General features: G+C 37.1%; 13 protein-coding genes. 11 read left to right on the top strand and 2 right to left on the bottom strand.

Features of this window, described 5'->3' with window-relative positions; genetic code table 11:
• Window positions 1-101: 101 nt before the first annotated feature.
• Window positions 102-869 carry an ECF transporter S component gene (locus EUBELI_RS05450; RefSeq protein ID WP_012739360.1) on the bottom strand — a complete coding sequence of 256 codons (768 nt, stop codon included), beginning with the start codon at window positions 867-869 and terminating at the stop codon, window positions 102-104.
• Window positions 870-1,042: 173 nt separating this feature from the next.
• Between EUBELI_RS05450 and rimO the strand changes: the two genes are divergently transcribed.
• The 10 genes from rimO (at window position 1,043) to EUBELI_RS05400 (ending at window position 11,017) form a co-directional block, all read left to right on the top strand.
• The gene (gene rimO / locus EUBELI_RS05445; RefSeq protein ID WP_041688604.1) at window positions 1,043-2,374 is read left to right on the top strand and encodes a 30S ribosomal protein S12 methylthiotransferase RimO; all 1,332 of its coding nucleotides are present in this window, start codon (window positions 1,043-1,045) and stop codon (window positions 2,372-2,374) included.
• A complete protein-coding gene (pgsA, locus tag EUBELI_RS05440) occupies window positions 2,375-2,917 on the top strand; it encodes a CDP-diacylglycerol--glycerol-3-phosphate 3-phosphatidyltransferase (RefSeq protein ID WP_012739358.1) in 543 nt (180 codons plus the stop codon).
• A 2-nt stretch (window positions 2,918-2,919) separates the two neighbouring features.
• Window positions 2,920-3,408 carry a CinA family protein gene (locus tag EUBELI_RS05435; protein ID WP_012739357.1) on the top strand — a complete coding sequence of 163 codons (489 nt, stop codon included), beginning with the start codon at window positions 2,920-2,922 and terminating at the stop codon, window positions 3,406-3,408.
• Window positions 3,409-4,104: 696 nt separating this feature from the next.
• A complete protein-coding gene (gene recA / locus EUBELI_RS05430) occupies window positions 4,105-5,175 on the top strand; it encodes a recombinase RecA (protein WP_012739356.1) in 1,071 nt (356 codons plus the stop codon).
• Between the two features lie 14 nt (window positions 5,176-5,189).
• Window positions 5,190-5,843, top strand: coding sequence for a regulatory protein RecX (locus EUBELI_RS05425; protein ID WP_012739355.1), 654 nt, complete (start codon window positions 5,190-5,192; stop codon window positions 5,841-5,843).
• Between the two features lie 101 nt (window positions 5,844-5,944).
• Entirely contained in the window at window positions 5,945-7,453 is a 1,509-nt protein-coding gene (rny, locus tag EUBELI_RS05420; RefSeq protein ID WP_408606596.1) for a ribonuclease Y, read from the top strand.
• 196 nt (window positions 7,454-7,649) lie between these two features.
• A complete protein-coding gene (locus EUBELI_RS05415; protein ID WP_041688107.1) occupies window positions 7,650-8,933 on the top strand; it encodes an aminotransferase class I/II-fold pyridoxal phosphate-dependent enzyme in 1,284 nt (427 codons plus the stop codon).
• A gap of 111 nt (window positions 8,934-9,044) precedes the next feature.
• The gene (gene proC / locus EUBELI_RS05410) at window positions 9,045-9,842 is read left to right on the top strand and encodes a pyrroline-5-carboxylate reductase (RefSeq protein ID WP_012739352.1); all 798 of its coding nucleotides are present in this window, start codon (window positions 9,045-9,047) and stop codon (window positions 9,840-9,842) included.
• Between the two features lie 24 nt (window positions 9,843-9,866).
• Window positions 9,867-10,418 (top strand): NUDIX hydrolase, encoded by a 552-nt coding sequence (locus EUBELI_RS05405; protein ID WP_012739351.1) that lies wholly within the window; start codon window positions 9,867-9,869, stop codon window positions 10,416-10,418.
• Between the two features lie 47 nt (window positions 10,419-10,465).
• Window positions 10,466-11,017 (top strand): stage II sporulation protein M, encoded by a 552-nt coding sequence (locus EUBELI_RS05400; RefSeq protein ID WP_012739350.1) that lies wholly within the window; start codon window positions 10,466-10,468, stop codon window positions 11,015-11,017.
• On the opposite strand, the gene EUBELI_RS05395 is transcribed toward EUBELI_RS05400, so the two are convergent.
• Window positions 10,991-12,019: a 3-deoxy-7-phosphoheptulonate synthase gene (locus EUBELI_RS05395; protein ID WP_012739349.1), complete on the bottom strand. Its 1,029-nt coding sequence runs from the start codon at window positions 12,017-12,019 to the stop codon at window positions 10,991-10,993. The two genes, EUBELI_RS05400 and EUBELI_RS05395, sit on opposite strands and share 27 nt — an antisense overlap.
• A 158-nt stretch (window positions 12,020-12,177) precedes the next feature.
• Here EUBELI_RS05395 and EUBELI_RS05390 point away from each other — a divergent pair, with 158 nt between their 5' ends.
• Complete coding sequence (locus EUBELI_RS05390) at window positions 12,178-13,353, top strand: phosphopentomutase (protein ID WP_012739348.1); 1,176 nt, start codon at window positions 12,178-12,180, stop codon at window positions 13,351-13,353.
• The last annotated feature ends 10 nt before the right edge of the window (window positions 13,354-13,363 follow it).

Here is a 13,363-nt window from a genome sequence, read left to right as displayed (position 1 = left end):
ACTATAATCATAGATAAAAGTCAATTGAAATTTAAAATATAAATGCAAATATAGAAATTTAACCGCCGCCCTGCAGGAAAAGCAAAGCGGCGAAAAATATTTTATAAATCTCTCAACATATTCAGCTTTTTCATAGCTGGTCTTAATGCAAGATATATGATTGAAGCAACTATAACAGCGATAACTGCATTAACAGATGTGGTTATCGCACCTATTTTAGCAAGTGTTTTGGCAAGGTCCTGAGGCACACCAAGAAGGTATGTCTTATAGAAATATCCGACTACAGGGTCAGCAACAATATTGAATGCCATACCGCATATGCTTGATACAACAGTAGCAACAGTAACATATTTTGCAGAATGTTCCTTAGAAAGGTGGAAGAGCTTATGTGCTACAAAACCAACGATAAGACCGATACATAACTTAAGAATAAATGTCTTAGGAGCGCTTGTTACATAGGCTGTTGACAAATCACTTATTGTCATGCCGATTGCTCCGGAAAGACCACCCCATTCGCCACCGATAAGTAAAGCTGCAAGAACGCAGAATACATTACCAAAGTGGAACATGGTTCTTTCTGTTCCAACAGGAATGTCTATCTTTATAAATGTTGCACCAACATAGCAGAGTGCGGCACACAAAGCAGCCTGTGCAATAACCTTTGCGTCTACAGGCTTTCTCTCTTTCTTTGAAAATGTTCTGTATAATCCGGCAATAAGAATAACAATGCCAAGGATTGTTACAAGAAGTGAAAATGCGTATGCTTTATTACCTTTTACTATGTATGTGTTGACACATAACACAATACCGATAACAAGAATAATAGCACCAATTAATGTCTGGATTAAACCTGTTTTTTTGTCTTTCATAATTATCTTTTTCTCCTTTGATTCATATTTTCAGCAAAGAATAGTACAATTCAGGGCTTATTAAAAGTGCCAGTTTGATAATGTTTTATATGGTCAGATTATGTAAGGGATATGTTTACATTTGCAAAAAATGTGTTACAATGAGGAGTACTATGCAGGAGGTAATGCAGTATATGAAGATTATGTTTGCATCTTTAGGTTGTGATAAAAACCTTGTAGATACAGAGAATATGCTTGGAATCCTTAACGATAAGGGCTTTGAGTTTACAGATGATGAAACACAGGCAGATGTTATTGTTGTCAATACATGCTGTTTTATTGGTGATGCCAAGCAGGAGAGTATCAACACGATACTTGAGATGGCACAGCACAAGGAAGATGCTGTGTGTAAGGCACTTATTGTTACAGGATGCCTTGCTCACAGATATAAGGATGAGATTATCAAAGAGATTCCGGAGGTTGATGCATTTTTAGGAACAACTTCTTATGACAAGATTGCGGAGGTTGTTACTTCAGTGCTTGAAGGTAAGGGCTTTAATGTCGTTGATGATGCCAACAGACTTCCTATTGTTAAAGAAAAGAGAATTATTACTACGCCGGGATATTTTGAGTACCTTAAGATAGCGGAAGGATGCGATAAGCATTGTACATACTGTATAATTCCTAAGGTTCGTGGCAATTTCAGAAGTTATCCTGTTGAGTATCTTGTGGAGCAGGCAAAGCACCTTGTACACAATGGAGCAAAAGAGCTTATACTTGTAGCACAGGAGACAACTCTTTATGGAACAGACCTTTACGGAAAGAAATCACTTCCAATGCTTATACATGAGCTTGCCAAGATTGAAGACCTCAAATGGATAAGAATTCAGTACTGTTATCCGGAAGAGATTAATGATGAGCTTATCGAGGCTATTAAGAATGAGCCTAAAGTCTGTCATTATCTTGATATGCCAATCCAGCATGCAAGTGATAATGTATTAAAGCGCATGGGAAGAAAGACAGATAAGCAGGAGCTTCTTGATATTGTTGCGAAGCTGAGAAAAGAGATTCCGGACATTGCATTAAGAACAACTCTTATTGCCGGCTTCCCGGGAGAGACACAGGCTGACCATGAAGAGGTTATGGAATTTATTGATGAAATTGAGTTTGACAGACTTGGTGTATTTACTTATTCAAGAGAAGAGGATACTCCTGCTGCAACAATGCCGGACCAGATTGACCAGGATATAATGGATACATGGAGAGACGAGCTTATGGCTCTGCAACAGGAAATATCTATTGACAAGTCAGCACAAATGGTTGGAAAGACTATTGATGTTATGGTTGAAGGCTATATTGCAGAGGACAATACTTATGTCGGACGTTCGTACAAGGATGCACCTAATGTTGATGGAATGGTGTTCTTTGAATGTGACAGGGAACTTATGTCAGGAGATTTTGTATCTGTAAAGATTACCAGTTCAACTGAATATGATTTAATGGGAATAATGGAGGAAAATGTTTAAATGAATTTACCTAACAAACTTACAATTGCAAGAGTTATTATGATTCCTTTGTTTCTGATATGTCTGTATCTTAACATTGGATGTGGCAAATATATTGCAGTAGGAATATTTATTCTTGCAAGTTTAACAGACCTTTTAGATGGTAAGATTGCAAGAAAGTATAATCTTGTTACTAACTTCGGAAAATTTATGGATCCACTTGCAGATAAGCTTTTAGTATGCTCTGCACTTATTGCACTTGTTGACCTTGAAAGAATTGCAGCATGGATTGTTATTATTATAATTGCAAGAGAATTTATTATTAGCGGATTCAGACTTGTTGCATCAGATAATGGTGTTGTTATAGCAGCAAGCTACTGGGGCAAGTTCAAGACAGCATTTCAGATGATTACAATTATTATGCTTGTTCTTAATCTTAGTGTACCATTTATGAATATTATTAATACTGTTCTCATATATATATCATTAGGATTGACAGTGATTTCTCTTATTGATTATATTGCAAAGAATTATAAAGTTTTTCTGGAAGGTTCGGGTAAATAATAATGGTTGATTATCTCGGCTGTCTTGATAAGGCTCTTGTTGAGACATTAAAGAACAAATCCCTGACTATAACTACAGCTGAGTCATGCACAGGCGGCATGGTTGCTTCGTCTATAGTTAATATAAGCGGTGCTTCAGACATTTTTAAAGAGGGCTATATTACATATAGTAATGAGGCGAAGGAACGTATTCTTGGAGTTAAGCATGAGACTCTTGAGAAGTATAAAGCTGTAAGTGCTGAAACTGCTGCCCAGATGGCAGAAGGAGCAGTAAGAATATCTAAGGCAGATATCAGTGTTTCTGTAACAGGTGTTGCAGGACCTTCAAGAGAAGATGACAAGCCTGTTGGACTTGTGTATATTGGATGCTGCTATAAGGGTGAGACACATGTTAAAGAATGTGATTTGTCAGGCGACAGGCACACGATAAGGTGTCAGTCTACGAAGGAAGCACTTAAGTTTGTTCTTGATATAATTAAGACTAACAGGTAGAGATTATTGTAATTATTAGTTTTATTATATTATTTACTATATTATTTGCTATGGCGTTGAAGACCTACTATTAAGCTTGAAAGATGGCTTGAGTAGGTCTTTTTTGCTGGGATTAGAGTGGGCTGGAGCGAGCTGGAATGTGAAGACCTACTAAGTGAGTGAGATGTGAGTGTTGAGTAGGTTTTTAGAGCCGTATAGGAGGCGTGAATATGCGAGAAGACCTACTAGATGAGAAAGAAGTGGGCATTGAGTAGGTCTTTATCCTTCAGAATTATCTTTTACCAAGCAGAAATATAAAAAAAGACCTACTACATCATGCAATTCCAAAGATTTAGTGGGTCATCAAGCATAGACACATTGTTTAAAATGTAAAAAAAGACCTACAAAACAAAGAGAATATTGCTTTTAGTGAGTTTTATAACGACATCGGATTCAATATTACAATGAATTGATACAGGTATCATTCGAGAGGTTGTGCAAGTAAAAAAGATTTTGTTAAATTTATGCATAAAATATTATATTAAGATACAATAATATAAAATAGGCGTTTACAAAATATATATAATATGATATATTTTTACTATTCCAGTATACAAACAAACATAACGAATAAATGTTCGAAAGGTTCTTGACAATGCAGACATAATAAGATATTATTTAGAAAACGAACACATGTTCAAAAGGAGAGTTTAAGGTATGGTTAATGAAGATAAGATGAAAGCCCTTGATGCGGCAATTTCTAATATTGAGAAACAGTTTGGTAAGGGCTCTGTAATGAAGCTTGGGGAATCAACAGCTAATCTTAATGTTGAATGTATTCCTACAGGTTCTTTAAGTCTAGATATCGCTTTGGGAATCGGTGGAGTTCCTAAAGGAAGAGTTGTAGAGATATATGGACCTGAATCAAGTGGTAAGACAACAGTTGCACTTCATATGGTTGCTGAAGTACAGAAGAGAGGCGGTATTGCAGGTTTTATTGATGCAGAGCATGCTCTGGATCCTGTATATGCTAAGAATATTGGTGTTGATATTGATAATTTATATATTTCGCAGCCTGACAGCGGCGAGCAGGCACTTGAGATTACAGAGACTATGGTAAGATCCGGTGCAGTCGATATTGTAATTGTCGATTCAGTTGCAGCTCTTGTTCCTAAAGCAGAGATTGATGGTGATATGGGCGATTCACATGTAGGCCTTCAGGCAAGACTTATGTCACAGGCATTAAGAAAGCTTACACCTGTTGTAAGCAAGAATAACTGCGTTGTTATATTTATCAACCAGCTTCGTGAAAAGGTTGGTGTTATGTTTGGAAATCCGGAGACAACTACAGGTGGTCGTGCACTTAAGTTCTATTCTTCTGTAAGACTTGATGTAAGAAAGATTGAGACACTTAAGCAGAATGGTGAGGTTATTGGTAACAGAACCAGAGTAAAGATTGTTAAGAATAAGGTTGCCCCTCCATTCAGAGAAGCAGAGTTTGATATTCTTTTTGGAAAAGGTATATCTACAGAAGGAGATCTTGTTGATCTTGCTTCTAATGCAGGTATTATCCAGAAGAGTGGAGCATGGTTCTCATATGAGGGCAATAAGATTGGACAGGGACGAGAGAACGCTAAGCAGTTCCTTCTTGATAATCCAGAGATAAGAGAAGAAGTTGACAGAAGAGTAAGAGAACACTACGGAATTGTGGACGGTGTTAAGGAGGCAGAAGCATCTGATGATGCTAAGCAGACTAAGGCTAAGAAGAAAGCAGATACAGAAGAGTAATATTAAGGTGGGTTATGGAAGATAATATTGAACTTATTGTCACATCCATTAAAGAACTTACTAAGAAACGCAGGCTTGTATATATTAATTATGAGCCTGCATTTGCTTTATATGCAGCAGAATTAAGAAAGTTTGGAATTAAGGATGGAGAGTCTGTCAGGAAAGAAGCATATGATTCTCTGATAGATGATGTGTTATCTAAGCGTGCAACGGTAAGAGCGATGGCATTGCTTAAGAATAAGGATTATACAAGAAAAGGTTTAGAGGACAAGCTTAGAGATGGATATTATCCTGATATGTGTATAGATTATGCATTAGAGTATGTAACCAGGTTTGGATATATTAATGATGAGCGCTTTGCAGAGAATTATGTTAATTTTAAGGCAGGTAATAAGCCAAGAAGACAGATTGAACTTAAGTTAAAGCAGAAAGGCGTTGATGCAGATATTATCAGCAGGGTTTGTGATGAATTCTATGAAGATAATAGTGATATAGAATTAGAACAGGCAAAGGCATTTGTTGAAAAGAAACATATAGATATAGAGAACGCTGATTATAAAGAGCTTCAGAAGGTCAAAGCTGCATTATATCGCAAAGGATTCAGTATGGATATTATTAATAAAACATTGGATTCTAAGGGGCTTTTCCTTGACATAATCGACAATTGAGTATAATATTAGATTGTTGTATTTTTTGTACAATGAAAACTAAATAAGGAGGTGCTCCTGCGTTGATTCCAATAGTAATCGCAATTATTGCTACTTTAGTGATAGTCGCTCCTATTACTTGGTTTATCTCGTCTAATGCAATCAACAAGCGTAACGATGCAACAATCGGTAATGCCAATGAGAAAGCAAGAGAGATAATAGATGAAGCTCTTAAGACAGCTGAAACCAAGAAAAAGGAAGCTCTTTTGGAAGTCAAGGAAGAGTCTTTAAAGACTAAGAACGAACTTGAGAAGGAAACTAAGGAAAGACGAGCTGAGATAAGCAAGTATGAAAAGAGAGTTCTTTCAAAAGAAGAGACACTTGACAGAAAGATTGAGGCTGTAGAGAAACGCGACTCTAACATTACCAGGAAAGAAGAAGAACTTGGTAAACAGAAGCAAAAGGTTGAAGAACTTGAGAAGAAGAGACAGCAGGAACTTGAACGAATCTCAGGATTGACCTCCGAACAGGCAAAAGAATATCTATTAAAGACTGTTGAAGACGAAGTTAAACATGATACTGCTGTAATGATTAAGACATTAGAAAGCAGAGCGAAAGAGGAAGCAGACAAGAAGGCTAAGGAAATTGTTGTTAATGCAATTCAGAGATGCGCCGCAGACCATGTGGCTGAGACAACAATATCAGTAGTTCAGCTTCCTAATGACGAAATGAAAGGCCGTATTATTGGTAGAGAGGGTAGAAATATCAGAACTCTTGAAACACTTACAGGTATTGAACTTATCATTGATGATACACCTGAGGCTGTAGTTTTGTCGGGCTTTGATCCGGTAAGAAGAGAGGTTGCAAGAATCGCTCTTGAGAAGCTCATACTTGATGGAAGAATTCATCCGGCAAGAATTGAGGAGATGGTTGAGAAAGCTCAGAAAGAAGTCGAGACATTAATTAAAGAAGAAGGTGAAGCTGCAACCCTTGAGGTTGGTGTACATGGTATCCATCCAGAGCTTGTAAGACTCTTAGGTAAGTTAAGATTCAGAACAAGTTATGGACAGAATGTTTTAAAGCATTCTATTGAAGTAGCACAGCTTACAGGTCTCTTAGCTGGAGAGTTAGGACTTGATGTTAAGATGGCTAAGCGTGCTGGTTTATTACATGATATTGGTAAAGCTGTTGACCACGAGATGGAAGGCTCACATATTCAGTTAGGTGTTGATCTTTGTAGAAGATATAAAGAATCAGCTCTTGTTATTAATGCAGTAGAAGCACATCATGGAGACGTTGAGCCAGAAAGCTTAATTGCTTGTCTTGTACAGGCTGCTGATACAATTTCAGCTGCAAGACCTGGTGCAAGAAGAGAAACGTTAGAAACTTATACAAACAGACTGAAACAATTAGAAGATATTACCAACTCATTCAAGGGAGTTGAGAAATCCTTTGCCATTCAAGCAGGTAGAGAGGTTCGTGTTATGGTAGTTCCTGAAGTCGTTAGTGATTCAGATATGGTAATCATGGCTCGTGACATTTCTAAGCAGATTGAGGATCAGATGGAATATCCTGGTCAGATCAAGGTTAGTATTGTCAGAGAATCAAGAGCTGTAGATTACGCAAAGTAAACTAACATAAACCAAGGCTGTTACATAATGTTAATTCGTTATGTGACAGCCTTTTTTGATTTTAACACACTTAATATAATTAAGCATTTTAAAGAGATGTTTTAAAATATTAAGTTATTTTTAAAAATATTTGCAATTATGAAATATACATTGTAGAATAGAGCATGTTGATTATATGCTGATTAGGAGGAAGATTATGCAGTACAATGATATGAGTAAAGAAGAGCTTTTAGTTTTAAAGGAAAGCTTGAACAAAGAGTATGCAGAAGCTAAGGCAAAGGGGCTTGCGTTAGATATGTCAAGAGGTAAGCCATCAGCTAAGCAGCTTGATGTTTCATTAGGACTTCTTGATACAATCAATAGTTCATCAGACCTTAAGAGTTTAGATGGAACAGATTGCAGAAACTATGGTGTTTTAGATGGTATTCCAGAAGCAAAGAAGCTTATGGCAGATATGATGGGAACAACACCAGATCATGTTATTGTGTATGGAAACGCAAGTCTTAATATTATGTATGACCAGATTTCGAGAGCATACACACATGGTATTCTTGGTAATACTCCATGGTGCAAGCTTGATAAGGTTAAGTTCTTATGTCCAGTTCCTGGATATGACAGACATTTTGCAATCACAGAAAGATTTGGAATTGAGATGATTAACATTCCAATGTCAGAGTCTGGTCCAGATATGGGTATGGTAGAAGAGTATGTAAGCAAGGATGCTTCTGTAAAGGGTATCTGGTGCGTTCCAAAGTATTCTAATCCTCAGGGATATACATATTCTGAAGAAACAGTTAAGAGAATGGCTGCACTTAAGCCAGCTGCTGAGGATTTCAGAATTTTCTGGGATAACGCTTATGTTATCCATGATTTATATGATGACAATAAGGATGAGATAGCTGATATCATCAGTGAATGTGAGAAAGCTGGTAACCCTGATATGGTATTTGAGTTTGCTTCAACTTCTAAGGTGAGCTTCCCAGGTTCAGGTATTGCAGCACTTGCTACATCTGCTAATAATATTGCAGATATCAAGAAGCAGCTTACAATCCAGACAATCGGACATGATAAGCTTAATCAGTTAAGACATGTGAGATTCTTTAAGGATATCAATGGACTTAAGGAACATATGAGAAAGCATGCTGAGTTTATAAGACCTAAGTTTGAGGCTGTTGAAAGTGTTCTTGAAGAAGAACTTAGCGGACTTGGAATTGGTTCATGGACAGAGCCTAAGGGTGGATATTTTATATCATTTGATGCTATGGATGGATGTGCCAAGGCAATAGTTGCAAAATGTAAAGAAGCAGGTGTTAAGCTTACAGGTGCAGGCGCAACATTCCCTTATGGAAAGGACCCTAAGGACTCTAATATAAGAATTGCCCCATCATTCCCAACTCCAGAAGAGATGAAGCAGGCTGCTGATCTTTTTGTACTCTGTGTAAAGCTTGTAAGTGTAGAAAAGTTACTTGAAAACAAATAATTAAATGAATATAATTAATATAAGCTTGCTTTTTATAAGCAAGCTTATTTAATAACTGGGTATATAATAATCAGATATTATATATCATGATATAGTTGGGAGGATATACATATGGCTAAGATTGGTTTTATTGGAATGGGTAACATGGGATATGCAATGCTTAAAGGTGCTTTGGCAGCATTTTCACCATCAGATATTATATTTTCATCACCAGACAGAGAAAAATGCGAAAGAATATCATCTGAGACATGCGTACGATTTGCAGAAAGTAATGCAGAGTGTGGCAATAATGCCAAGTATATTGTGCTTGCAGTAAAACCACAGATGTATCCAACAGTACTTAAGAATATTGTCAATGTGGTAACAGAAGAAAGTGTTATTATATCAATTGCACCGGGAATTACTATTGCGTCTATAAAGAATGCTCTTGGAAGCAACATAAGAGTTGTAAGAGCAATGCCTAATACACCTGCACTTATTGGAGAGGGAATGACAGGAGTATCATATAATATGACAGATTTTTCATTTGACGAAAGAGATGTTATTGATAAATTCTTTAATTCATTTGGAAAGGTTGTTTATGTTGATGAAAAGCTTATGGATGGAATAGTGTGTGCAAGTGGCAGCTCGCCTGCCTATGTATATATGTTCATTGAGGCGATGGCGGATAGCGTTGTAAAGTATGGAATAAAGAGAGATGACGCATATAAGCTGGTTGCCCAGACTGTCCTTGGTTCGGCAAAGATGGTACTTGAGTCAGGAGAACACCCGGCAGTACTTAAAGATAAAGTGTGTTCGCCTGGTGGAACAACAATTCAGGCTGTTTCTGCACTTGAAGAGAATGGTTTCAGAAATGCACTTATCAAAGCAACTGACGCCTGCTATGACAAATGTACAAGCATTAAGTAACATTTTTATATAGAAAGGCTGAATATGAAAGAACATATTAAAAGAGTGGATAGAATTCTTAAATATAAGGGTTCAATACTTGATATATATACAGATGTTATAGAGACTCCCGACGGACATAGGGCAGAATGGGATTATATTGACCACAGAGGAGCGGCAGCTGTTGTTCCGGTGTTAGATGATGGACGTCTTCTCATGGTAAGACAGTACAGAGACGCACTTGACAGAGAGACGATTGAGATTCCTGCAGGTGGTCTTAATGGCTGGGATGAGCCGACAATTAATGCGGCAGCAAGAGAACTTGAAGAAGAGACCGGATACAGGTCAGATAATCTTACTAAGCTTGTATCAGTTGTTACTGCGGTTGCGTTCTGCAATGAAGTGGTAGATGTATATCTTGCAACAGATCTTGTAAAAACAAGTCAGCATCTTGATGAAGATGAATTCATAGATGTAGAAAAATACACACTGGATGAACTTAAAGATATGATATTTGCAGGAACGATACAGGATTCCAAGACAATTTCAGCAGTTCTTGCTTATGATGCCTTACTTAACCGTAAAAAGAATAATTAAGACAAAGTCTTCATATATTGATTCAAAGTACATTTTGATGGATATATATGAAGGCTTTTTTATTGTGGGTAATTAAGAATGTAAGATTTGTTGCATTAATTATTGCGGGAATTATACTTGGTACATGCTTTATAAAAATGTGGCGCTATGGTGATGTGTTTTCAACTGAATATCTGATTGTATACATTAATTCTAATGTTGCATATGCAAATGTATGGCAGGAGGTGCTATCTTACAGATTAAGGAAGTTCATAACATTGGTAGTATTCATGATTACCCCATTCAGAAAAATGTATGTATACTGGCTGTGTCTATACAATGGATTCTGTCTTGGAATATGTATGACAAAGGCTGTTATGTATCACGGTGCAGGGGGAGTAGTTATGGTTTTGATCTGGTTGTTTCCACATTATCTGTTATATATAATGACCGTTCTCTTTATGTGTCATTATTTTCTAAACAGAATTGACACTTTAAGAAGAACGGTCATTATTGTGAGTATGTCATTGTTACTTACATTAATCGGAACATTTACAGAAAGCTATATTAATCCCGACATAATGAAAATGTTTTTAAGCAAGGTCTGCAATATCGTATAAAAGCTTTTCAGATTCAGCCCATCCGAGGCATGCGTCTGTGATTGATTTTCCATAAACACCGTCGCCAACCTTCTGGTTACCCGGCTCAATATAACTTTCAATCATAACACCCTTAACAAGCTTCTTAACATCAGCAGAGTGATGGCAGCTGTGAAGAACTTCCTTGACGATACGGATTTGCTCAAGATACTGCTTACCTGAATTGCTGTGGTTAGCATCTACAATAACAGCAGGATTCTCAAGATCTCTTGCAGCATACATGTTATAAAGTCTTATTAAATCCTCATAGTGATAGTTAGGAATAGTCTGACCGTGTTTGTTTACAGCACCTCTTAATATTGTGTGTGTAAGAGGATTTCCAGGTGTGTTAACTTCCCAATTTCTGTATATAAATGTCTGCTTAGACTGGGCAGCAACTACAGAATTTAACATAACTGAAAAATCTCCACTTGTAGGATTCTTCATTCCGGCTGGAACATCAATTCCTGAACATACAAGTCTGTGCTGCTGGTTTTCAACTGATCTTGCACCAACGGCAACATATGAAAGAACATCTGAAAGATACCAGTAGTTTTCAGGATAAAGCATTTCATCAGCAGGACTAAGATGTGTCTCTTTCATTACATCAATATGCATTTTTCTGATTGCAACAAGACCGGCAAGAAGATCAGGCTTTTTTTCAGGGTCTGGCTGGTGAAGCATTCCTTTGTAACCTACGCCTGTCGTTCTTGGTTTGTTAGTGTAAACTCTTGGAATAATAATAACTTTGTCTTTAATCTTCTCCTGAACCTTAACAAGTCTTGATGTGTAATCAAGGACAGCAGTTTCATTATCTGCTGAGCAAGGTCCGATAATAACAAGAAGTTTGTCTGATTTGCCAGTGATAACATCAGCAATTTCAGCATCTCTTTCAGCTTTTAATGTTTTTATTTCTTCTGGTACAGGGTACTGTTCTTTGATTTCAGTAGGTGTAGGAAGCTTTGTGACGAACTCGAAACTCATATAATTTTCTCCTTAAAAATGTATATTCAATTAATTACATTTGCATAAAAAACACAATGTATATGTGATTATAACATTTGTTTTCAAAAATGCAAAATAATAATACAGAAAGTATTCTTTGTGGTACAATATATTAAAGATTGTCGGGAGGCGTGGCTATGAATATTAACAGAATTATATGGATAGTTTTAGATAGTGTTGGAATTGGTGAGGCCAGGGATGCAGCTAAGTTTGGAGATGAAGGTGCAGATACATTGGGACATACTGCAGAGGCTAATGGAGGTCTTAATATTCCTAATATGGTAAAGCTTGGAATAGGCAATATAGACGGTGCACATAACCTTGAGCGTTGTGATAATCCCATCGGGTGTTTTGGAAAAATGGCAGAAGTGTCTGCAGGAAAAGACACGACAATTGGACACTGGGAGATGGCAGGAATATATTCTCCTGATCCGTTTCCTGTGTATCCTGATGGATTTCCAGATTGTATTATTGATGAATTTATTAAAAAGACAGGAATTCCAGGAATACTTTGCAATAAGCCGGCTTCAGGAACACAGATAATTGCTCAACTTGGTGATGAACATGTTGCGACAGGAAAACCAATTGTATATACATCAGGAGATTCAGTTTTCCAGATTGCATGTCATGAAGATGTTGTGCCGGTAGAAAGACTTTATGAAATGTGTGAGACAGCAAGACATATCCTTACAGGAAAGAATGCTGTGGCAAGAGTTATTGCACGACCTTTTGTCGGGGAGAATGGCAATTATAAGAGAACACCTAACAGAAGGGATTTCTCACTAAAGCCAAGTGAGGATAATATATTGTGCAGAGTCTGTGATAAAGGGCTTGATGTAATCGGAGTCGGTAAGATTCATGATATTTTTGCTGGAGTTGGACTTACAGAGTCTAAGCACACTAATGATAATCAGGATGGAATGGATGTAACACTTGATTACATGAAGCAGGATAATAAAGGAATTATATATACTAATCTGGTTGAGTTTGATTCAACATGGGGACATAGAAGAGATTATAAAGGGTATGCCAGAGGTCTTGAAGAATTTGATGTGAGACTGTCACAGGTGTTAGACACTATGAAAGATACAGATATGCTTGTTATTACGGCTGACCATGGTTGTGACCCAACCTATAAGGGAACTGACCATACAAGGGAATATGTTCCACTGCTTGTATATGGCAAATGTTTAAAACGTGGCGTTAATCTTGGAACAGGTGACACTTATGCTGATATAGCACAGACACTGGCTGAGATTTTTGGCACAGAACCGGTTAAGATAGGAAAGAGTTTTCTTAATAAGATTATGTAGGAGGTCTGCA

The sequence above is a fragment of the [Eubacterium] eligens ATCC 27750 genome (assembly GCF_000146185.1).
Taxonomy (GTDB): Bacteria; Bacillota; Clostridia; order Lachnospirales; family Lachnospiraceae; genus Lachnospira; species Lachnospira eligens.
Note: the sequence above shows the minus strand (reverse complement) of the source record. Positions and strands in the feature narration are given on the sequence as shown.

Excerpts from the sequence above, each read along its gene's own strand:
- EUBELI_RS05390 (WP_012739348.1), top strand. The coding sequence starts at position 12,178 with ATGAATATTAACAGAATTATATGGATAGTTTTAGATAGTGTTGGAATT.
- EUBELI_RS05450 (WP_012739360.1), bottom strand. The coding sequence starts at position 869 with ATGAAAGACAAAAAAACAGGTTTAATCCAGACATTAATTGGTGCTATT.
- pgsA (WP_012739358.1), top strand. The coding sequence starts at position 2,375 with ATGAATTTACCTAACAAACTTACAATTGCAAGAGTTATTATGATTCCT.
- EUBELI_RS05405 (WP_012739351.1), top strand. The coding sequence starts at position 9,867 with ATGAAAGAACATATTAAAAGAGTGGATAGAATTCTTAAATATAAGGGT.
- EUBELI_RS05425 (WP_012739355.1), top strand. The coding sequence starts at position 5,190 with ATGGAAGATAATATTGAACTTATTGTCACATCCATTAAAGAACTTACT.
- EUBELI_RS05415 (WP_041688107.1), top strand. The coding sequence starts at position 7,650 with ATGCAGTACAATGATATGAGTAAAGAAGAGCTTTTAGTTTTAAAGGAA.
- recA (WP_012739356.1), top strand. The coding sequence starts at position 4,105 with ATGGTTAATGAAGATAAGATGAAAGCCCTTGATGCGGCAATTTCTAAT.
- rimO (WP_041688604.1), top strand. The coding sequence starts at position 1,043 with ATGAAGATTATGTTTGCATCTTTAGGTTGTGATAAAAACCTTGTAGAT.
- proC (WP_012739352.1), top strand. The coding sequence starts at position 9,045 with ATGGCTAAGATTGGTTTTATTGGAATGGGTAACATGGGATATGCAATG.
- EUBELI_RS05435 (WP_012739357.1), top strand. The coding sequence starts at position 2,920 with ATGGTTGATTATCTCGGCTGTCTTGATAAGGCTCTTGTTGAGACATTA.
- EUBELI_RS05395 (WP_012739349.1), bottom strand. The coding sequence starts at position 12,019 with ATGAGTTTCGAGTTCGTCACAAAGCTTCCTACACCTACTGAAATCAAA.
- EUBELI_RS05400 (WP_012739350.1), top strand. The coding sequence starts at position 10,466 with ATGAAGGCTTTTTTATTGTGGGTAATTAAGAATGTAAGATTTGTTGCA.